This is a genomic window from Collinsella sp. TF11-5AC, from assembly GCF_003436775.1.
Taxonomy (GTDB): Bacteria; Actinomycetota; Coriobacteriia; order Coriobacteriales; family Coriobacteriaceae; genus Collinsella.
Genome location: NZ_QSQO01000022.1, coordinates 22,208 through 43,760, shown reverse-complemented (window position 1 = coordinate 43,760; position 21,553 = coordinate 22,208). Strand labels below are relative to the sequence as shown.

At 59.8% G+C, this 21,553-nt stretch carries 19 protein-coding genes; 2 read left to right on the top strand and 17 right to left on the bottom strand.

The features are described from left to right. The 7 genes from DXD16_RS08735 to purF form a co-directional block, all read right to left on the bottom strand. Window positions 1-559: transposase (locus tag DXD16_RS08735; RefSeq protein ID WP_233502690.1), on the bottom strand; the 559-nt coding region annotated here is incomplete at its 3' end. Window positions 560-721: 162 nt separating this feature from the next. Then, the gene (locus DXD16_RS08730) at window positions 722-1,186 is read right to left on the bottom strand and encodes a PTS sugar transporter subunit IIA (protein WP_117634664.1); all 465 of its coding nucleotides are present in this window, start codon (window positions 1,184-1,186) and stop codon (window positions 722-724) included. 65 nt (window positions 1,187-1,251) lie between these two features. Beyond that, window positions 1,252-1,719 (bottom strand): PIN domain-containing protein, encoded by a 468-nt coding sequence (locus tag DXD16_RS08725; protein WP_199408196.1) that lies wholly within the window; start codon window positions 1,717-1,719, stop codon window positions 1,252-1,254. Next, window positions 1,716-2,060, bottom strand: a complete 345-nt coding sequence (locus DXD16_RS08720; RefSeq protein ID WP_117655825.1) for a type II toxin-antitoxin system RelB/DinJ family antitoxin — start codon at window positions 2,058-2,060, stop codon at window positions 1,716-1,718. The genes DXD16_RS08725 and DXD16_RS08720 overlap by 4 nt, the downstream gene beginning before the upstream one ends. A 151-nt stretch (window positions 2,061-2,211) precedes the next feature. Further along, the gene (purN, locus tag DXD16_RS08715) at window positions 2,212-2,910 is read right to left on the bottom strand and encodes a phosphoribosylglycinamide formyltransferase (protein WP_117655824.1); all 699 of its coding nucleotides are present in this window, start codon (window positions 2,908-2,910) and stop codon (window positions 2,212-2,214) included. Then, window positions 2,900-4,003, bottom strand: a complete 1,104-nt coding sequence (purM, locus tag DXD16_RS08710) for a phosphoribosylformylglycinamidine cyclo-ligase (protein ID WP_117655823.1) — start codon at window positions 4,001-4,003, stop codon at window positions 2,900-2,902. The genes purN and purM overlap by 11 nt, the downstream gene beginning before the upstream one ends. A gap of 156 nt (window positions 4,004-4,159) precedes the next feature. Further along, a complete protein-coding gene (gene purF / locus DXD16_RS08705; protein ID WP_117655822.1) occupies window positions 4,160-5,830 on the bottom strand; it encodes an amidophosphoribosyltransferase in 1,671 nt (556 codons plus the stop codon). Between the two features lie 285 nt (window positions 5,831-6,115). Here purF and DXD16_RS08700 point away from each other — a divergent pair, with 285 nt between their 5' ends. Then, entirely contained in the window at window positions 6,116-7,345 is a 1,230-nt protein-coding gene (locus tag DXD16_RS08700) for a putative ABC transporter permease (protein ID WP_117655821.1), read from the top strand. Between the two features lie 90 nt (window positions 7,346-7,435). Here the strand turns inward: DXD16_RS08700 and DXD16_RS08695 are convergent, their stop codons facing one another. From DXD16_RS08695 to DXD16_RS08650, 10 genes are all read right to left on the bottom strand, one after another. Further along, entirely contained in the window at window positions 7,436-7,855 is a 420-nt protein-coding gene (locus tag DXD16_RS08695) for a molybdenum cofactor biosynthesis protein MoaE (protein ID WP_233502689.1), read from the bottom strand. A 64-nt stretch (window positions 7,856-7,919) separates the two neighbouring features. Continuing rightward, on the bottom strand, window positions 7,920-8,924 hold the full coding sequence (locus DXD16_RS08690; protein ID WP_117655820.1) for a class B sortase: 1,005 nt from the start codon (window positions 8,922-8,924) through the stop codon (window positions 7,920-7,922). A 35-nt stretch (window positions 8,925-8,959) separates the two neighbouring features. Beyond that, a complete protein-coding gene (gene purE, locus DXD16_RS08685; RefSeq protein WP_006235810.1) occupies window positions 8,960-9,424 on the bottom strand; it encodes a 5-(carboxyamino)imidazole ribonucleotide mutase in 465 nt (154 codons plus the stop codon). 217 nt (window positions 9,425-9,641) lie between these two features. After that, entirely contained in the window at window positions 9,642-16,022 is a 6,381-nt protein-coding gene (locus DXD16_RS08680) for a discoidin domain-containing protein (protein ID WP_158606182.1), read from the bottom strand. A gap of 543 nt (window positions 16,023-16,565) precedes the next feature. Further along, entirely contained in the window at window positions 16,566-17,006 is a 441-nt protein-coding gene (locus DXD16_RS08675) for a MarR family winged helix-turn-helix transcriptional regulator (RefSeq protein WP_158550938.1), read from the bottom strand. 104 nt (window positions 17,007-17,110) lie between these two features. Beyond that, on the bottom strand, window positions 17,111-17,437 hold the full coding sequence (locus tag DXD16_RS08670) for a hypothetical protein (RefSeq protein ID WP_089572607.1): 327 nt from the start codon (window positions 17,435-17,437) through the stop codon (window positions 17,111-17,113). 195 nt (window positions 17,438-17,632) lie between these two features. Further along, a complete protein-coding gene (locus DXD16_RS08665) occupies window positions 17,633-18,460 on the bottom strand; it encodes a PTS system mannose/fructose/sorbose family transporter subunit IID (protein WP_117655818.1) in 828 nt (275 codons plus the stop codon). Next, window positions 18,460-19,317, bottom strand: a complete 858-nt coding sequence (locus tag DXD16_RS08660) for a PTS sugar transporter subunit IIC (protein ID WP_089572605.1) — start codon at window positions 19,315-19,317, stop codon at window positions 18,460-18,462. The genes DXD16_RS08665 and DXD16_RS08660 overlap by 1 nt, the downstream gene beginning before the upstream one ends. A 72-nt stretch (window positions 19,318-19,389) precedes the next feature. Beyond that, window positions 19,390-19,878 (bottom strand): PTS sugar transporter subunit IIB, encoded by a 489-nt coding sequence (locus tag DXD16_RS08655; protein ID WP_089572604.1) that lies wholly within the window; start codon window positions 19,876-19,878, stop codon window positions 19,390-19,392. 79 nt (window positions 19,879-19,957) lie between these two features. After that, complete coding sequence (locus DXD16_RS08650; RefSeq protein WP_117655817.1) at window positions 19,958-20,392, bottom strand: PTS sugar transporter subunit IIA; 435 nt, start codon at window positions 20,390-20,392, stop codon at window positions 19,958-19,960. Window positions 20,393-20,700: 308 nt separating this feature from the next. On the opposite strand from DXD16_RS08650, the gene DXD16_RS08645 reads away from it, so the two are divergent. After that, on the top strand, window positions 20,701-21,483 hold the full coding sequence (locus DXD16_RS08645) for a GntR family transcriptional regulator (RefSeq protein WP_158551165.1): 783 nt from the start codon (window positions 20,701-20,703) through the stop codon (window positions 21,481-21,483). The last annotated feature ends 70 nt before the right edge of the window (window positions 21,484-21,553 follow it).

The following is a 21,553-nucleotide window of genomic DNA, read 5'->3' as shown; positions in this document are numbered from 1 at the left end:
CCCCCTCCGCGAACCTAATCGACTCGATCCAGGACCAGTGCGCCCGGGTCCAGTTGCCCTTCCTGCGGCCGGTGGGCGTCCTCTCGTCGAAGACGAGCCCGTGCCTTAGCAGGAACTTGGAGAGCCGCTGCTTCGAGCGCGAGAGGTCGTCCCTCGCGTCCTCGAGCGCCCTGGTCAGGTCGCGGGCGGCCTCGCACTCGTCGTCGGGGACCCACACCTCGACCACGTTGCCGACCGACAGCATGCGGGCGAGGAACTCGGCGTCGTTGCGGTCGTTCTTCCTGCGCCTGTCCGCGCTGGGCTTGATCATCTTCGAGACGGCGCCGACCACGCAGTCGACCCCCAGGCCGGAGAGCCTCTTCTGCAGGTCGAAGCCCGTGACCCCGGACTCGTACACGCACCTGGCCCCGGGGTCCACGGAGCGGACCCACTCCGCGACGGCGCCGGCGTCGTAGCCGAAGGTCGCGGCGCGCACCTCCCCGGTCATGACGTCGAGGGAGACGGCCTTTATCGAGCGGGCGTGGACGTCGAGGCCGACGAAGGTGGTAGTATCGAGCATGGGAGCCCCTTCCATGAATGCGGCGTGGCCGCCGCGGCTGAATTAGACACTCACCATTGTCGGCCTAATCCGCGGTCTTTCATGCAGCAGGGGCTCTCAATGTTTTATGTCCTGCTCATATCGTCTCTGCCGGCAGTTAGGGACAGTCCCCAAGTGCCGGCTTTAAAAGTGGCGGCGGATAGCGTCGACCATGCCTTGGGGCGTGGTCTGGCCGAGCACATCGGCTGCGACGTCCGCGTCCATAAAGATATTCATGAGCGCTTGCAGGGCCTCGACCTGGCCGCCCGGCTCGGCAATACCCAAATTGATGACGATCTGCGCCGGCACGGGGGCACCCATGCCGGCCATAGCATTGAACGTCACGGGCGCGGCGGGCTTTACCACCGCGATATAGGGCTTGGCCACAAACCCCGGGTCGGTGTGTGGGATGGCGATGTTGGCCGCCGGCATGGCAAGGCCCGTGGGATAGGCATCCTCGCGCGTGCGGACGGCGTCGAGCCAACCGGTGCAGATGTAGCCGCGTGGGGCAAGTTCGCCTTCGAGTCGCGCAAACACCTCGGCGGGCGTCGCGCACTCCCAATCAAAAAACACCAGCTCAGGCGTAAACAGTGCTTCGTTATCCGCCATACCGTCCTCCAAAGTTGCATGAGGGCCACAATGCTCAATATGATAGCGAAACGGGGTATGCAAGGTTAGCCGAGGATCCCGATGAGCTCGAGTGCGCGCGCGGGCGTCAAGCATACCTCGGGCATCGTCTCCAACATGCGTCGGTCGCTCGTGACTACGTAGTCAACATCCGCCGTATCGCCCGAGGCGATAATGAGATTGTCCTCGAGGTCCGGCATACGCTTGCCAAGCATGCGTGCCATCTCGCACTCTGCCAACGAAAGTGGAGAGGCCGTTGCTACCTGCATCATATGCTCGATGCAGGCCCATGACGCCGAGGCAAACGACACGCTAATCCCGTTCGCATTCCGCCGGGCTAGACGCCGAGGCAAAATGTAGAACACATCCTTTGCCGTCGTGGGCGCATAAAGAAGGTCGATCTTTCCCGCCTCGGCCAGTTCAACCAATCTCTTCGCTTCGTCGAATGCCCCCTCTTGCAGGTAATAATCGAGCCAAACGTTCGTATCTACAAGCAGGCGTTTTGCCTCGATCATCGGCAATTCGCCTCGATGTCGGCAATCATCGCGTCATACATATCATCTCGTACGGCATCCCAGTCTTCCGCAGATGATCCACCTGGCGCAAAATCCGAAGCGCTTAGCCCCAACGAGGAAAAAGCTAGGCCACACCCCTGCTCGGCCAGGCTCTCCGCACGGGGCGCCTCGCGCTTATCCGCCACCATAAATCCCGGCAACGTTTGATGCTCGACAAGATAGGCCCAAAGCGCACGAATAGCATCGCTCGCCCCCAATCCATTGCGAGTTAGGACCGCGTCGCCACCAGCCTTGAGCATAGGATCGATTCGCGTGTTGAGCTGCACCGTTGCTGTACCCATAGCGGCTCCTCTCTATCTGCTAGCAGTATAGCAAACATGAAAGGCCACGCAAAAGGGCCCCGCCCGCACACGGACGAGGCCCTATCAGATTTCTTGGTTCTGATGAAGCTTTTACATCTCAAGGAAACCAAGGAGACCCTTTTTCAAGCGACTAGCGCGCCGGGTCAACTGCCACCTTGCCGTTCTCCAGCACGTGGATGCGACCGTCGGCAAGCATTTGCACGACCTCGGGATACAGTACATGCTCGATCGCGTGGATGTGCTCCTCGAGCGTGTCGACGTCCCAGCCCTCCTCGACAGCCAGCGCGCGCTGGGCGATGATGGGGCCGTTGTCGTAAATCTCGTTGGCAAAATGCACGGTCACGCCAGTTACCTTGACGCCGCGCGCAAAGGCATCGTCAATCGCATGCGCACCGGTAAAGCTCGGCAGCAGCGCCGGATGCAAATTGACCACGCGATTGGGAAACGCCGCCAGCAGAGGCGTGTGCACCATACGCATGTAGCCGGCCATGACCACATACTCGCAACCGCGTTCGAGCAGCTCATGCGCGATGATCTCGTCGGCGGCAATAGGGTCGGCATAGACGTCCTTGGAAAGCGTGAGCGTCTGGATGCCCGCGCGCTCAGCGCGCTGCAAACCCTTAGCCGAAGGACGGCTCGACACCACAAGCTCAATCGAAGCGTTGAGCTTGCCGGCGGCGATCAGATCGATCAGCGCCTGCAGGTTGGTACCCGAACCGCTGATGAGCACACCGATCTTGAGCGGCTCGTCCGTATCGGTGCCGGTCGGACGGGTATAGGGCACAAAGTCCAGGCCCTTGGCGGCAGCCATCTGCTCGTTAGCGCTCATCGGAGTACACGACCTTACCGGAACCCTCGACGCACTCGCCCACGCGGAACGGCTTCTCGCCCAGCGCGACCAGGGCCTCGGTAACCGCGGCCTCGTCCTCTGGGGCGACGATCAGGCACAGGCCAACGCCCATGTTGAAGGTCTTGCACGCCTCGTTGGGCGCGAGCTCGGCCTGGCGCGACACGTAGGTGATGACGGGCGGAACGTCCCAACCCATCTCGGCGCCGTTGCGGGTGACCACGGCGTCGACGTCGTCGGCGAGGGCGCGGTTGAGGTTCTCGGTGATACCGCCGCCGGTGATGTGAGCAATTGCGTGGACCGGAGCACCACCGCGCAGCAGCTCAAGAATCGGCTTCACATAAATGCGCGTGGGGGCCAGCAGGGCGTCTGCCAGCGATGCGCCGCCGAGCTCCTCGAGCGGACGGCTCAGCTCCTCGGCCTTAGCGGCGGCCTCGGGCGTGCCCGGCTTAATACCGTCGACGCCGATGACCTTGCGCACGAGCGAGTAGCCGTTGGAGTGCACGCCGGTGGAAGGCAGGCCCAGAATCACGTCGCCGGGGCGGACGTTTGCGGGGTCGAGCATCTTGGGACGGTCGACGACGCCCACGGTAAAGCCGGCGAGGTCGTAGTCGGCCGGAGCCATGACGCCCGGGTGCTCGGCCATCTCGCCGCCCACGAGCGCGCAGCCCGCGAGCTTGCAGCCGTCGGCAACACCCTTGATGATCTTTGCCATATGCTCGGCCTCGATGTGGCCAATGGCAACGTAGTCCAGGAAGAACAGCGGCTCAGCGCCCGAAGCCAAAATGTCGTTGACGCACATGGCGACCAGGTCCTGGCCCACCGTCTCGTGACGGTCCATGATCTGGGCGAGCACGAGCTTGGTGCCGACGCCGTCGGTACCGCTGATCAGAATCGGGTCTTCCATATCCTTGAGCGCGGCAGCCGAGAACAGGCCACCAAAGCCGCCGATGCCGCCGATAACCTCGGGGCGATTGGTGTCCTTGACCATCTGCTTAATAGCGTCAACGGCGCGGCCGCCCTCGGCGGTATCGACGCCGGCATCCTCATACGTCACATGCTTGCTGTCGCTCATCTGAGCCTTCCTCTCCCACTACCGTCCGCCGCCCGGGCGCCAAACGGTGCTCATAGTTGCGTTCATTTCGGCGCGCGCCATAACAACGCGCGCCGCTCAATCAACAAAACAGCAGGTGAAACCTACCAAAATAAACCTGTCCCTAAATGGCCGGTTTTAGGCCTCGCCGTGCTCCTCTTCCCAGCTGCGGTCGTCGTATTTCTCGACCACGGCGTCGTCGTCAAAGTGCAGCGGCTTGTCCAGGTTGCGGGGCTTAAAGCCCTCCATAAACTTATCGCGGCCAAAGCTCTCTGGAATCGCCACGGGGTAGCGGCCGGTAAAGCACGCATCGCAGTAGCCGCCCTTGGGCATGACCTTAAGCAGGCCCTCGACCGAAAGGAAGGCCAGCGAATCGGCGCCGATATACTCGCAAATCTCGTCGACCGTCTTGTTGGCGCTGATAAGCTGCGACTGCACGTCGGTATCGATACCATAGAAGCACGGCCAGATGACCTCGGGCGAGTTGATGCGGATATGAATCTCCTTGGCGCCGGCGTTGCGCAGCATCTTGACGAGCTGCACCATGGTGGTGCCGCGCACGATGGAGTCGTCGATGACGACCAGGCGCTTGCCCTCGATGTTGTCGCGCAGCGGGTTGAGTTTCATACGCACGCCCATGGCGCGCAACTCCTGCGTAGGCTCGATGAATGTACGGCCCACGTAGCGGTTCTTGATGAGGCCCTCGCCAAAGGGAATACCGCTCTCGTGCGAATAGCCCTCCGCGGGCGGCAGGCCGGAGTCGGGCACGCCGATGACCAGGTCGGCCTCGACGGGCTCCTCGTGCGCCAGCTGACGGCCCATGTCGTAGCGGCAGGCATAGACGCTCTTGCCGTTCATGATGGAATCGGGACGGGCAAAGTAGACCTGCTCAAAGATGCAGTTAGCAGGCTCTTCGGCGGCAGGCACGCCCTGCTCGGACACAAGACCCTCGGCGCTGATGCGCAAGATCTCGCCGGGACGGACGTCACGGACGTACTCGGCACCCACGATGTCGAGCGCACAGGTCTCGGAGGCAACGACCCAGCCGCCGGCACGGGTGACATGGACGGCGGAGTCGACCGTCGCGGCGCCGTCTTGCGAGGGCAGCTGCGAAACAGAAGCAGCGTCGGCCTGATCCAGGCCCTCGTCCACGAGCTTGCCAAGCACCAGCGGGCGAATGCCGTGAGGATCGCGGAATGCGTAGAGCGCCTGCTCGTTGATGAGCGTCATGGCGTAGCCGCCGCGCACGAGCTCCATGGTCTTACGAATGCCCTCGCGCAGATGGCCTGTACGCTGAGTAAAGTAGCCGATAAGCTTGGTCGCGACCTCGGAATCCGAATTGGAGAGGAACGGCACGCCCAGCTCGATCAGCTGGCGGCGCAGCTCGTCGGTGTTGACCAGAGTGCCGTTGTGAGCAAGCGCGATAATGACGCTGTTGATGGTAGAGAGATGCGGCTGCGAGGCTTCCCAGCTCTTGGCACCGGCGGTGCCATAGCGCACGTGGCCCACGGCCAGCTGACCGGAGAGCGTCGACAGGTCGGCGTTGGAGAACACGCGATCGAGCAGTCCCAGGTCCTTGCGAACCATAACCGTGCCGCCATCACCCACGGCGATTCCCGCCGATTCCTGGCCGCGATGCTGTAGCGCGCGCAGACCAAAGTACGTCAGTCGAGCCACGTCGCGATCGGGCGCCCACACACCAAAAATGCCGCATTCCTCATGCAGCTGGTCGGAGTCCGGATCATACGTCGACATGGCGTTCACCTGTCCCGCGGCACGCTCGGCCGCGCGGATGGTTTCTTGAGACATGGCATCCCCTCAGAGCCTCGTATTTTGGCGTTACCCGCCTTATTATACGCACGGTGCGACGCGCTCCTCAGCGCATGAGCAGCGCTTTTTAAAAGCCCACCGAGCTAATAATCCGTTTTGCGGCCAAACATTTTATCGGTCTGTCCAGCGCAAGCGCCCGCGCCCCCAGATGGCCGCCGCGTCCGCCGTTGGGGATTACAAAGTTGCAATTGGGACGTTCGTCCTGTCTTTTGGCAGGTCGGCGACGTATCCTTATAACCGACAACAAAGCGAGAAAGGTTCTGTATGGATCGAAACGAACTCGACCCCAGCGTCCCCAGCGCCACGGAGGTCAAGAAGATTCCCCTCATCATTAAGGTGTACGCCGTCCTGTGCATCCTATCCGGCGTGGGCACACTCCCGTCGGTCGCTGCCTTTATGTGGCAGGTCATCACCGCGCTCATCAACGGCAACGCCGCCGAAAAGCTCGGCGACAATATGCTGGTCTCGGTTGGACTCATCGTCGCCGGCATCATGCTCTCTGCGGCAAGTGCCGTCATCCTGATCATCTTTGGCCTGGACCTTATCAAAAACCAGCGCCGCAACGCCGCTCGCCTGTCCTATATCCTTATCGCGTTTACCGTCGTCGAGCTTTTGGTTGACGTGATGCTCCAGGGCATCGGGCCCTTCTTGCTTCGCCCTGCCATCCAGCTCGGCATCCTCGTCGCGCTTTCGGCCACCGTCGACCCCACGCTGCGCCAGGAGCGCGAGCTGCAACGCCGCCTGCAGGAGATGCTCGATCGCGACGCCGCCGCCGAGGGCATGCTCGGGCGCGATGAAACCGGCGAAGGCTACATCAAGCTCAACTACTTCAACCTGTTCTGGGTATTCTTTGTCTGCTGCATACTCGGCCTGATCGCCGAGGACATCTGGCACATGACGGTCGACGACCCGGGCGTCTACCAGAACCGCGCCGGCATGCTGTTTGGCCCCTTCAGCCCCATCTACGGATTTGGCGCCGTGCTCATGACCATGGTGCTCAACCGCTTCTACAAAAAGAACCCCATCATTATCTTTTTGGTGAGCGCACTGCTCGGTGCAAGCTTTGAGGTGTTCGTGGGCTGGTTTATGCAGACCTCGTTCGGTGTGGTCTCGTGGAGCTACTCGCATATGAAGCTCTTTGGCATGCCCGATCCGCTCGCCGTCCTTACCGGCGGACGTACCTGCACAGGCTTCGCCTGCCTGTGGGGCCTGGGTGGCCTCATCTGGATCAAGCTGCTGCTGCCGAGGCTGCTCAAGCTCATCAACATGATTCCGTGGAAGAGCCGCTACTCGGCTACTGTCATCTTCACCATCATTATGCTGGTCGATGGCGTTATGACGCTGCAGTCGCTCGATTATTGGTATCAGCGCGTCAACGGCACGGAACCGGATATTCCCGTTGCGCAGTTCTACGGCAAGTACTTCGATAATGACTTTATGGAGAATCGCTTCCAGAGCATGACCATGAGCCCCAAGAATGCGACGCGCGTGTAGCACCCACCGCGCCCAAAACGCAAAACGCCCGCCGGTATCACACGTACCGGCGGGCGTTTTTATAAACGAGCCTTCTATCGACGCAAGCCTCTACGCCTCGCGCTCGACCTCACTCACGCATTCGTTCTTGATGGTGCCAACGAGCGCCTGCAGCGCATCGACCACGTGCGGGCGAATGTCCCCGCCGATGAGCACGAGCATGATGTCGTCACCTACGGCAAGCTCGCCGCTTGCCAGCCACACGCGCACATAGCCGATACCCGGCATCGCGCGCGCGGCCTCGATAGCAGCCTGCACCTTCTGAGCATCGAAGCCGAACATCATGCCGCCCACCTTGTGGCCTGGCGCCACGCCATCGGTCTCGACACCGCGCGCCTCGGACTTGGGAGTCGCGCGCACCACACCGTTATGTGTCAGATACATACCGCACGCAGGTGCCGACGAATCGGCCTTGGCCTCGCGAAGCCAAGCATCAATCGAAGGCATCGTTTTGCCGTTCTCAAGCATCATTTCTCCCTTACCGTCATCGAGTAGCCAATTTGGAACGGGGCTTTTTTAGCTACTCTCGAACAACTTATTCCTCGACCGGTGTGAGCACCATGACGGCACGCGTGTTGCTCAGCGATAACGAACGACAGGTCACAAGCGTTACGACCTTGGTTGCCGAAGCAGCACGATCGGTGGCATCACTCGCCACGGCAGAGGCACCGTCAAGCATCTCGGACAGGTAATTTTTCAGTCCGTCATCGCCCTCAAAATTGGGCGTGCGCGCCTTGGCATACGTGTCCTCGACAACTTTGGTCGCCAGCGGTCGCAGCTTATACGTAGCATCCCGTGTGATGTAATACACAAACTCAATGCTGTCGAACGTCGCCTGGTCGGTGGTGTCCGAAATCACATTGAACATCGATCCGTCGTTCATATGGTGGCCGTAAATCGTGGTCTGCTGGTCGACCATTCCCGGCGCGGTGTCATCACTATCCAAGAAAATGGCACCGGACGCGTTAGATGTACCGTCAAACAGCGTGTTGAGGTATTTGGAGTTGTTGTTGGTCTGCACCACGGGATAGTTGATGTTGGTTCCCGGCACATAAATCCAACCCACAATCTCGGGGTTTGTCTGAGCAAGCGCATCGAAGTCGATAATCGGCACGCCGCTGGCGTCCTTATCGCTTACATATTGCTTCTCGATTTTCTGGTACGAATCGCTCGCCTGCTTATAGCCAATCTGAGCATTGATAAAGATGGCAGCGGCGGCGACAATCAGACCGATGCCCACGATGATGAGCAAGATGGGAATGATGGATCGGCGTTTCTTACGCGGCTGCTCGGCATAGTTGGACGGCGCGTCACTCAGCTGCCTCGTCGTCCGAGCCTGCTTCTTTGCCGTGCCATATGACGAAGGGCGATACGCAGCCGGCGTATCCTGGCGGCGATGGGACGTCGGCGTTACGGAACGCGGCGTGCGCGGCTGCTGAGGAGAGGATGTCCGACCCTGCTGTGCCGCATGGGCAGCACCCGGCTTCGACGGATCGGGAATCTGAGAAGCCTTGAATCGTTTTCCCTGATAGTCGGACATGGCTCTCCTTATACTGCGGTGAAACGGCGGAACGCCTAGGCGTCAGCCATCTCCTGCTTCATCTTCTCGATAACCTTGCGGTACTCGGGGTCGCATGCGCCCAAGATCTGCGTGGCATAGATGGCGGCATTCTTGGCGCCGTTGATGGCAACGCAGGCCACGGGTACGCCCGAAGGCATCTGCACCATCGACAGCAGCGAATCCATACCGCCCAGGTCACTCGTCTTCATGGGCACACCGATAACCGGCAGCGGCGTAAAGGCAGCCACGACACCACCCAGGTGAGCAGCCTTGCCGGCGGCGGCGATAATCACTTTGATACCGCGATCGGCGGCAGTCGAGGCCCACTCGTGGACCTTCGCCGGCGTGCGGTGTGCGCTCGCAATGACGAGCTCATAGGGCACACCGAGCGCCTCGAGCTCGGCGGTGCAGCCTTCCATAACACCCAGATCGGACTTGGAGCCCATGATGATCCCGACAACCGGCTTTTGATCTGCCATAAACAAAGACCTCCTGTTGAGAGCGGTGACGCGGCGAATCCGCGACCCTTAACTGCAAATAATTCAAGTATAGCCGCCGATGCTGATGTGTTCGGCGGGAGACGGAACGCTTTGCGAGATTAAGGCCGAAGGGTCGGAGCTTTCCGCCTACATTCAAAAAGCGTGCCCACCGTCCTTGGGTGGGACGGCGGGCACGCTTGCTTAGCTGTTGCTGGGGCTACTTAGCCTTGCTGCGACGATGGAAGAAAGCGCCGATTGCGGCGATGATGGCGCCAAGACCACCGACGGTCGCGACGGTCGCCGCCGTCTGGTCTCCGGTATTGGGAATCGCCGAGCCGTTCTTCTTGCTGCCCTGGGCCTTGTCGCCTGCGGGCTTGCCCGCCTGGTTGCCGCCGTTCGAGCCATTGCCGGAACCCTGGTTGCCCGAGCCGCCCTGGTTGCCGGAATCGGCATCCTTGAGGCTCTCAATGGCCAGCTTGAGCTGGCCATAGGCCGCCTGGATCTGGGTGTCGGAAGCATTCTCATCACCCAAGACGTCCTCGGCGTAGGTAATGGCATCCGTCAGGGCCTTGACAGACTCGGCCGTCTTGCCCCTGGTGTCAGTCTCCTTCGCCTGCTTGACCAGGGCCTTGAGCTGCTTCTTAGTCGGATTCTCGACCGGGGCCACCGGGGTCTTCTCGAGCGCGCCGCGGGCGCTCTCGAGCGCTCTGAGCGCCTGGTCGACCTCGTCCTGCGTGGCGTTCTCGTCGCTCAAGATGGCGCGGGCGCTCGCCAGGGCGTTCTCGAGCGCCGTCCAGGAGGCCTCGGTGTAGTCACCGGCCTTGAGGTCGCCGGCAGCAACCTCGGCATCAACCTTTTCGATCGCGGTAGCGAGATCATCCTTCGCCACCGGATCGAGGACGGCCGTACCGTAGAACTTGAGCTCTGCCATGCTGCAGTAGGCATCAACGTCGCCTCCGCCGGCGTGAATCACCTTGACGGTCACGTAGCGACCGCGCGCGGCGCCAAAGCTCATCTGTTTCCAGTCGCCACGGTCGGTGAGCACGCGGCCGTCGTTGTCGAAGGCGAACGTACCCATCGACGCGGCGGTGCCCATCTCATAACCGTCGGCAGTGTCGGAGACCAGTATCTCGGCCTCGAAGATATCGCCGTTAGTGCCGCCGTCCTGGCGCGGCAGGAATGTAACGTCGGTGAGATCGTAGTCGCGGCCCAGGTCGACACTCAGATACTGGGGCATACCGGTCCCATGGGCCCAGTCGCTGTGCCAAAGCGTCCGCTCGTCGCCGTCGAGAGCGTTGACGGCGTTGCTGCCCTCGTAGTCGGCCTCACTCGAGAAGCGGGCCACCTTGACGTTCTTGCGGTTCTCGGGCGTGTTGATGAGAATCTTCTCATCGACAGGGCGCATCTTGAGGCCGTCGATTGCCTTCTCGATCTTGACTGTGGCGTCTGCGACATCCTTCTTGCTATAGCTGCCTTGGCCGCCGTCGAGGAGCTTCTGAGCCGCCTCGACCGCAGTGGTGAGAGCTGCATAGGAATCCTTAGTGTAGACGGACTCGCTGTAGCCCGCGGCCTTGGAAAGCGCTGCCACGAGCGCAGAGGTATCGACACCAGCCTTGACCTCGACCTCATAGGATGCGGTCTTGGAGGGGTCGAGTACCGACGCCACCGTGATCTTTGCCTTGCCGGCCTTGTTGGCACGCAGGTAGTAGCTCACGCTATCGCCAGCCTGAACAGCGGAGACGCTTACCACAGAGGGGTCGGAGCTCTCGACCGTCACATAGGGGTAGCCGGCGCTCTCAGGCGTGGCCTTGGCGTCGACGAGCGTAACGTCGCCTTCAAAGAACTCGGTCTGGTTCTTGCCTAGCTCGACACCCTCGATGGCCTCGACACCCTGCGTGTAGTTGAAGTTGACCTCACGCAGTGTGAGCATCTGGTCACCCGATGCCTCAAGCGGCGTGACCTCGACCTTGGTCGCCTTCTTGCCCTTGTTCTCGGCAGAGAGGCCAAAGGCGTAGCGAGCCCGGAAGGAATCGTACTCCCCGCCCGCGAACTCTTGGGTCGAGCCATCCTCGAACGTCACGACAGCCTTGATCTTCTGCACGGTTCCGTTGCCACCGTTGCGGTTAACGACCTCGACACTATCGAGTTTCGACGGCGTCTTAAATGCGAATGTCATCGTGGTGGGAAGCTTCACGTAACTCGGAAGCTTACCCTCGCTGTCCCAGTTGCCGCTCCAGTTCCATAGGAACTCAAAGCCGTTGTCGCCCTCGTTATTATCGAACAGCGCGTTATAGCTCTTCTGCTGGATAAGTTTCTCGACGTTGGCCCCGTCGTCGGTCGTGAGCTCATCGTTGGTCATCGTGATGTTGAAGGCATCCTGACCGTACTCGGCGACCGTTGGCTGAGGAACATCCGGCATCGTCACCGTGCCGTCGCTCGCAAACTCAAGTGCGTCGCATGCCGGACCGATGAGCCAAGATGTCGAGGGCAGTTCGACCTTGCCGGCGGTCTTGGCCTTGAGCTTGAAACTCGCCACCGCGCCGGTACCGTTGTAGAGCTTGCCATCGCCGCGGTTGGCAAAGGCGAGATTGATAGTCTGCGTTCTGTCCGCGAACTGGACCTTCTCGCGAGACAGGTTCTCCATGCCGGCAGTCGAGCCGTCCTGCGCGATGCTCTCGGACACAAACTCGAACTGGTCGCTCTTGAAGTTGACGAGAGCGCCCAGGGCGTTGACGTTCTTGGCGTCGGCCGCATAGACATCAACGGTGATCTCATCACCGGCCTCGACCTCGGTCTTGCTCGGAATCACCGCGAGCGAACCTGCGAGCTTGCCCTTTTGTTTAGTGCCGCCGTCAAGACCCGCCATGGTGAACGAGTAATCGTAGACGTCGTAAACGCCGTTATCGTTGAGGTCGGCGAAGTGGTCGCGGATCTGCGAACCGAACGTCGGGGTATCGGGCTCGCGGTTCTCGAGGCCCAGATAGTTCTTCATGTTGGAGTAGTCTCCGTCGGAGATCGTGGCCTTGTTGAGGTTGGAGCCCACGGCGAAGCCATCCGTGCCGTCGGTCTTGTAGATGGCAATCTCGGACGCGGAGAAGAAATTGCCGACCGAGGCGAGCGGTGTCATGCGCACGTAACGGGCGGCCACGGTGCCGTCAAACGCTACCGTCTTACAATCAGCGGAACGTGCCCAATCGACCTCCTGGCTCGTCCAGTGGACGCCATCGAGACTCGTCTCAACACGCATCTTGGTCACAGTGCCGTTGCCGGCGTCATCGCGCGGATAGTACTCGAGCTTATCGAGCTTGTAAGCGCGTCCATAGTCAACGGTAAGCGCCTTGCCTAGATCGTTGCCACCGGAGTGGAAACCGCCGTCGCCCGACTGGAACTCATGGTCGAAGGCAAGCTCGGCCTTATGGCTGCCGTAAAGTGAGCCCTCCCAGGTGATTTCCTCGGCGTCGGGGACGTTCCGCCACGGATCGAGTGCGGAGTTCGCCTCGAGCACATCGCTCCAGGCGGAGTAACCCTCGGCGTTGCGTGAACGAATCTGGTAGGTGTGCTTGCTATTGTAGGCGAGGTCGGTGTGCGTGAACTCGGCCGCATCACCCACGGCAAACACAGTGCCGTCGACCTTAAGGTCGTAGGAGGTAGCACCATCGACCTTTCCCCAGGTGAGCTTGATGCTCGTTGGGGTCGTGACGTCCTCGGGGGCAGCAAGGTTCGTGGGTGCGGAGAGGTTCTCGTTGAGGCGATCGGCTGTGAGCGTGGCGTCGGCGTTCACGAAACCGCCCAGCTCAAGCGTCTGCGCCGCTGCAGCAACATCGGTCTTCGCGAACTTGACGTAGACCTTGGGGTTCGTGGTGATCTTGGTGTTGTTGAAGCTCTCGCCCTGCTCGGCCTCGGTGCCGTCCGCATCGCTGCCGTAGTGGTTGAGGTTGGGGGTCTCGCTGTAGAAGTAGACCGCCTGGCCGGCCTCGGGGGTCGCGGCGTCAAAGGCCTCCTGCGAGTCGACCTCAACCACGTTGAGTGCGGATCCGCCGTTCTTGGCGACAACGCTCGTGGGCTTGGCGGACACATTGGCCACGAAGGTCGTGGTGCGGTTGGAGTCGTAGCCGTTGTAGCCGCCCTGCGAGGCCTCGGCGGTAAAGGTCGCGGTGCCGCCTGCGGCCTTGGAGCTGTAGACGGTGCTCACATGCTCACCGTAGGAGATATTGTCGATCGTGCCGTAGGAATCGTCCTCAGTCGTGTTGTTTTCGATGGAGGAGCCGTCGTCCTCGTACTGCGTAAAGGTGCCGTCGCCCTCGGTGGCGAAGAACTCGACGATACGCTGACTGCGGTCGGTACCCTTGGTGTTGGTGTCGCTCACTGCCTCGGGGTTGTTGTTCTCGGCGTACATCGGCACGATAGCGTTGGCCTTCACAAACAGCGGCAGCTTCCAAAGCGGAGCCTCGTAGTTGTTGAGAACCTGGCCGCCGCGATACTGCTTACCCGAGAAGTAGTCGATCCAGATGGTGGGATTCTCGTCGGTGCCGTAGTTGGGGAGGTAGATCCCATTGCGAATGTCGTTGCCGTTCTCATCTGCCTGGGTATCCTGATACACCGGTGCCACTAGGAAGTTCTCACCGAACATATACTGGTACTGTGTCGAAGTGCTTGCGGCGTACTCGGAGTTGTCAGAAAGCAGCATGGCGCGGATCATGGGCAGGCCGGCATCGCCGTTACCCGTGTCGATGTTGGCCGCCGAGGCCGCGCTCGTGTAGATATAGGGCATGAGCTGCGCCTTGAGCTTGAGGTAGAAGCGCGAGATGCCTGTGTAGGGATCGCCGTGCGTCATGGGCGATTTACGGTAGGTGCCCCAACCGTCCATGTCAAGCATAGAGGGCGTGAACGTCTTCCACTGGTAGTCACGCGCAGAGATGATGGGGTCGCCGCCAAAGATGCCATCCATGTCGGAGCCGATGTTGGGGTTGCCCGAAAGACTCTGACCGATATACGTGGGGATATGGAAGCGAATGTACTCCCAGTTACCGCCATACTGGTCTCCGGTCCAAATGCCACCAAAGCGCTGCGTGCCGGCCCAACCATCGAGCGTGATGATGTTGGGGCGCTTGTTAGCGCCGGTCGTCACCGTGTCATAAGCTGTCTTGATGCCATTGAGACCAAAGGAGTAGCCAGATCCAACCCAGGCAACGTCGGTCTTAAGGGTAGTGATGCCTCCCGTCTTGACCTCGGCGTCGAAGTCGCGAAGCAGATGCCACGGGGTCTCAGGGTTGCTGTCGGGCTCAAGGTTGGACTGGGTCCACAAGCCCGTGCTCACACCCTTGGAGTTGGCATACTCGGTGAACTTCTTAAGGTTGTCGACATTGGCACGCACAGCGTTAAGGCGGTCGGCCGAGCTCGCTCCGTCGGAGTTGACGCCGCCGGTCTTGTAGTAACCGTTCTGGCCATAGCCGGCGCCGTAGCCGTCGTTCGGCAGGAACCAGCCGAGCGGCATGTCGTTGTCCTCGTAGTCATCGATAACCTGCCGAGCAGAGAACTGGCGGTCGAAATCGGTCGCTTTCATGTTCTCGGTATCAACCGTAGGGCCCTCACCGTTGAGCGTCTCGGCCGCAAGTGTGCCGTCGAGCTTGTAGCCCGTCGACATGCCAGACTCGTACTTAACGTCGCCCTTCTCGCTCGAGGACTTGCTGCCCTTGGTCTCCCACTTCTTTTGACCCGAGGTCGTTGACCAGCCATCACGGTTATAGGCATTAAGATGACCAAGGTAGAACCCGTACTCGGGCAGCAGTACCGGGTTACCGGTCACCTTGTAGTAGTCCTGCAGCATCTCGGTTGCCACGTTCGAAGCGCCCTCGTTGGTCGCCACGAAGTAGTAGGCATCAAACTCATTCTCGCTGTGCAAAGTCGTGACCGTCGATGAGTCCGTGGAACCGAAGTCGTAGGAACCCTCTGCAAACGTGTTTCGGAGCACGCCGTAGCCGTCACTCGTCCAATAAAACGGGTTGGGCGAGGCAACGCCGCCATCGGTCCAGTTGTTCGTGTTGGAGATGGCGATCGTCTGGTTGGTGTGCAGGAAGCGTCCGTTCTGGGTGCCGCCGCCAAAGAAGTTCTCGGACTTCTCCTTGGCGAGCGTCTGGACGGTACCCTTCTTATCAAGGTCGAGGGACGCGGACTCGGAAACCACGACACGGTCGCCTGACTTGATACTCATCTTGCCAGTCGCCTTGTCCAGGATCACGGTCGCCTTTCCGCCGGTGATCTCGATAGTGTCGCCCTTGTCGGCAACCGTCGCACTCGGCTTGCTGTAGGTGTCCGAGGTATCGGGCTGAGCCTGGATTTTAGCCGTGTGGGACTTACTGCGCGGTGTGGCGTAATCGGAAAACTCACCCTTGGGGTCGACGTTATAACGGAAAATACCGTCCTCGAGGAACGTAATACGGCCCTTGATGCCGTCAGCGAAATCGATGTCGACGACATTCGAGGCAGACTGGGACACGGTCGCTGAGTCGACGCCCTTGAGTGGCGTGGCAATCGCCTGCTGGGGATTGGCAAACACGAGCGTCGCTGCAGTGGCAACGAGGACCGCGCTTCCCTTCACCCACCGTTTCGTAAAAATGGAATTCCTGCGCACCTGGTCTCCTTTCTTCCGAGATGCTGAGGTGCCGAGGACGCCCCCCGGCAGCATGGGAAAACGTATCAAACGGGGATGTTCGGTGCATTCCGCACAATGGGGCCACCCGTTACCAAGGGGCCAACTGGTAGTAACCAGATAGCCACCTACTAGGTCATATCAATATATGGGAGCACTTGCGCAACCAAGTTCGGAAATCCACCAGCGGCAGTAAAATGAGCGTCAACGGCAATGTGGGCTTAATAAGCCATACCAATTGGTTCTTCAGTCAAATACCAATCTAGCAAAAATGTACTGTTTATCTGGTATTACACAGACCATACCTTTCCCTCGGGAACTGGGCTTCGCGAAGTTTCCCGAGGGAAAGGCTCAGCCGCCACCCTGCGACCTACCGGGGATTGCCATGACGTACGTTGGCTGATTTGGTTTGGAATGAGATGCTGACGGTAGTCAATGGGCGCAACTGTCCCGGGTGCATTTCAAGATGCACCTAAATGTCTGCCTTTATCCTTATAGATTGTCCAGGTAGTCGTCGGCATCATAGGTAAGGCTATAGGCTTTATTCAGAATGCGCACGAGCTCCTGGGCATCGTGCTCGCCGAGCGCTGAGAGTTGTTTCGAGAGCGATGCCACACTCTCGGCATTTTTTTTCGCCGCGAAATCACGGCCTTCCTCGGTGATGCTCACCAGCACACGCCGACGATCGTTTGGATCGGTCCTGCGCTGAACGTAACCCTTGCTCTCGAGTGAATCCAAGATATGCGACATGCGCGCACGGGAGAATTTCAGCTTCTTGGCAATCTCGGAGGGAATGACGTCACCGTCAATACCCGATAGATACTGTAAAACCGGTGCCTCGCCCACACTGGCGCCGCCGGCAGCACTCAAGGATCCCTTGGCAAGGGAACGTGAGTACACGATCAGTTTTCGAGCGACGTCATCGTAATCCACTGGGGATATTGTCCTTTGCAACTCTAGAAGGGCCATAAAACCGTCATTTGCCGTACATTAGTTAACATTCGCAACAATTATTTATGATACCCCAACGCGGAAGTCTATTGCTCGTCCTTCTTGCGTCGCATAAGCTCCTCAACGTCGATACCCGCGGCCTCGAGCATGCGCTCGACATTCTTTTTGGCGTTGGTCGTGCCAACCTTAAGCACGATCGAAAGCGGAGTGCCCACCACTAGGCACACGATGCCCACGGGGACACCCCAGCCGGGGCCTCCCTGCATACCCCACATCCCCATCAAAAAGCCAATCGCCACGAGCGAATAGCCCAGGCGCAGCCAAACGTTGAGCCGCTGAATAGCATCGGTCTGCATCTTTGCCTCGCGGATCAAGTCGTCGCGCGAAAGGTCGTGTCCATGTTTCTCGTGCATATGGTCCTCCTCGTGCAAAGCGTGCATTATGCGCAAGTGCATCGTTTATCGAATACGTCATCTTTCAAGAGCAATATAGCGGGTGTCGTATAGGCGATGGAGGTCGCTGGCCATATTGCCCTTGAAGGGCGGCGTAAAATCAGAAGGCCGTGCGGTTGAGGCCGCACGGCCTTACAGGGGGTCAAAGGATGATGACTAGTAGCTCAGCGCCGGGTCGAAGAAACCAATAACAACGCCCACGAATGCGATCACAACGAGGATCAGCATCATGACTATGGGGTTGACCTTCTTCTTGGTCATCATGTACCAGCAGAAGATGATGAAGATCATCGGCAGCAGGTGCGGATAGATGCCGTCGAGCGTGTCCTGGAACTTACCGCCGCCGGGCAGCACCAGGTTGGGGCTGCAGGTGATGGAGACCCAAGTTGCGCCCACGGCACCGATGACCATGGTACCGACCATCACGATGGAATCGCGAAGAGCCTTTGCCTTGGGTCCGACCAGTGCCTCGACCGCCTTGCCGCCGAGCTCATAGCCTTGGTTGTAGGCAAAGCGCATGCCAAGGAACATGAGCAGGTTCCACACGACAATATAGAAGATGGCACCGAGCGGAGAGCCGCCGGTCGAGAGACCGAGGGCGATACCGAGCAGGATCGGGATCAGGGTACCGACGATCAGCGAGTCGCCAAGGCCGGCGAGCGGGCCCATGAGGCCGGCGCGGATGCCGTTGATGGCGTCGTCGTCGATGGCCTCGCCGTTTGCGCGAGCCTCCTCGAGGCCGGCGGTGACGCCGACAATCATGGTGCCGATCTGCGGCTCGGTGTTGAAGAACGCGGAGTAGGTCTGGAGGGCCTGCTTCTGCTCCTCGGGCGTGTCGTAGAGCTCCTCGACGATCGGAAGCATGGCGCACAGGTAACCGAAGGTCTGCATGTGCTCCTGCGAGAAGCAAGTCAGGTTGCCATAGGACCAGTTGCGGAACGACTTGGCAAGCGTTTTCTTAGAGAGCTTTTTCTTCTCTGCCATTAGATGTCCTCCTCTTCCTCATCATCGGAGCCCGAGGCGATAGCTGCCTTGGGAGCGTTTGCGAGGTCGATCTTGAGCGAAGCGATCTCATAGTTGATCAGGGCGAAGAAGCAGCCGATGCCGGCAGCGGCGATCAGGTTGCAGCCCATAACAGCGGACAGGGTGAAGCCGAAGAAGAACGTCAGAAAGTCCGTGGGCTTAGAGATGACCTGCTTGAGCAGGATGGCGATACCGACGGTAGGCAGCAGCGAGCCGACGGTGAACAGCGTCTTCATCGCGATGCCGTCCATGGGCATGTAGGTCTTCATGAGGTCGACCATGGCGGTGCCGCCCATGGTGATGATGAACGTCGGGAGGAACGAGCAGACGATGTGACCGATCCAAGGCAGAACGTTGTTGACCAGGTAGAGCTTGTGGAGATCGCCCTTCTCGAGCCACTTCCAGCCCATGCCCTGCCACACCAGGTTGATGGTGGCGGTGCCATAGAAGAGCACAGTGCCGAGCGTGCCGACGGCGGCACCGAGGGATGCGGCCATGCCGGCAGCCTCAGCGGAGGCGGGATCGATGCCCGAGTTCTTGATGGCGAGGATCGCCAGCGGGATACCGATATAGGACACGGCGCGGACGTCGGCGGAGACGGTTCCGCCGGGGGTCACGAGAGCGATGTAGACAACCTGGATGGCAGCGCCGACGAGGATGCCCGTCTGCATATCGCCCATGATGATGCCGACGATGAGGCCGGCGACCAGAGGACGACCCAGAGTGTAGTTGCCGATCGTCGTGCCGCCCATGCCAGGCAGTGATGCCAGGCAGGCGAACAGGCCGAACAGCGCGGCTTGGAATGCATTGATTGCCATGCTTTCCCCTTTCTTTATTCCTCAGCCCCTTTCACCAAGGGCTGTAGATACCAAAATGCGGCTGGCGCCTAACTAGAAGCCAAACTGACCGCGGAACTTGGGCCACTCACCGATGGACTTCTCCTTGATAAGGGCGAACTCGACCGTGTAGCCGGCGTTGGTGAGATCCTCGAGCGCCTGGGCCTCTTCCTGCGTGATCGACTGGTTGTTGCCAAGCTTGGTGGTGCCGGGACGATCGTTGCAGGGACCGACGATGATGCGGTCCATGCCGGGCTTAAAGCCAAAATCGACGAGAAGTTCCTTCATGTCGAGCGGGTTCTTGGTGATCAGGAAGTACTTGGTGTCGGACTTGAGAACCTTCTCGGAGACCTCCTTGAAGTGCTCCTTGGTCCACACGAACGTCTTCTTGCCCGAGGCACTCTTGTAGGCCTCCTTGAGCACGGGGTTGGACGCTGCAGCGTCGTTGACGGCGATAAGACCGTCGCAGGGATACTCGAGGGCCCAACGGGTAACGGTCTGTCCATGGATCATACGGTCATCAATACGGATGAACGAAATCATGCGTTCTCCCTTTCTTTATCACCGGGGGTCTTTCCTCTTAACCCCCGCTCCATCACGAAAATTTGGGCGGATGCGCTGCCTAGATGTCGTCGTCCTCGTCGTCGGCGTCATCGGTCGGGACAACGAGCTCGGACATACCGTTCTTGCCCTCCTGCAGCATCATCTGCTTGAGGGGATCCAGGTCCATGGTGGCAAGCCCCATCATGGCGGTCATAGCCATGGGCAGATTCATACCGCCGAAGGCAATGGTGTGGGCGAGCAAACCCTTCTCGGCCAGCGTGTTCATGGCATTGGTGAGCGGCGATCCGCCCAGGATGTCACCAAGCAGGACAACCTCGTCATCGGCGGTAACGGGAGCGAGCATCGCCTTGACGTTCTCGACATACTCGTCAGCGCCCATGCCGTCCACGAGACTCGTCGACAAGATGTTCGGGGCGTCATTGCCGAGCATCTTGAGGACACTGTGCAGTCCGGGAGCGAGCGTTCCGTGACTGACCATTACCAGATACCGCATGCGGTCTCCTCTCGACCTGCCGTGTGTCGCACGGCTTTGCTTTTTGCTGAGATTATTGTTGCGCCGGGGCATGTTCGGTACAAGAAAATAGTTGCGAACGGCAACTATTCATCGGTTAACGGTAGCAACTATTTTTGTGCCTAAATTATTTTTTCTTCTAATTATTTTTAAAATAGCAGGTAGATTGCCTGATAAATGTTTTATGTTCCTTATGCACCATACATACCAGCAAGAATCGGGCCTGGCATCTCCGGTTTGCCCCGCAGTGTCAGACCATGTCACGTACGCCCACGACATGGAGGTACCCCATGGATATGATCTCGTTTCTCGCCTCCGAACCCTTCGACCGCAGCGGTGATACGCCGCTCTATGTCCAGCTTAAACATCGAATCGCTCTGCTTATCGCCAGCCAGGCGTTCGACACCAAGACGCCGCTGCCACGCGAGCTCGAAATCTGTGAGCGGCTGGAGTTATCGCGCGCGACCGTGCGCCGTTGCTTCCAAGATCTCGTCATCGAGGGGCGCGTGGTGCGCAAGCGCGGCCAGGGCACGTTCATCAAGCCCCAAACTTCAGCACCCGGCATCGACCTGGCCCTGAATTTCAGCGCGCGGATGCGCGAAGCGGGACGGGTTCCGAGCTCGCAGATTCTCGCCTTTTCAAGCATACCGGCCGTCCGCGGCATCGCCTCCGGGCTCAAAGTGCCCGAAGGGACACCCGTCTGGGAGATTCGCCGCCTGCGTCTCGCCAACGACAAACCCATGGAGCTCAACTACGTCTATATCCCCGTGTCACTTTGCCCCGAGCTCACGCGCAAAGACGTGGATGGCTCGCTCTACGCCTACATCGCGGAAAAGACCGGCATCCTGCCCGCAAGCGTCGATGCCGTCTACGAGACGGTCAACCTCGACAAGCATGAGGCGCGTCTTTTGGGACAGAACACCGGTAAGGCGGCGATGCGCATCGTGCGTTCGACCTACGACAAGACGGGAACCCCGTTCGAGGTGGGCGTGCTCATCAGCTGCGACGGTCAGGCAAAGCTGCACGTGCACATCGCCGCCGACAAAACAACCTTCACCGCCACAGCCCAATAAATCCAAAACGTGGGCGCCGTCGTTCAAACGAACGACGGCGCCCACACTCACTTTTTATTCAGCCCTAGTC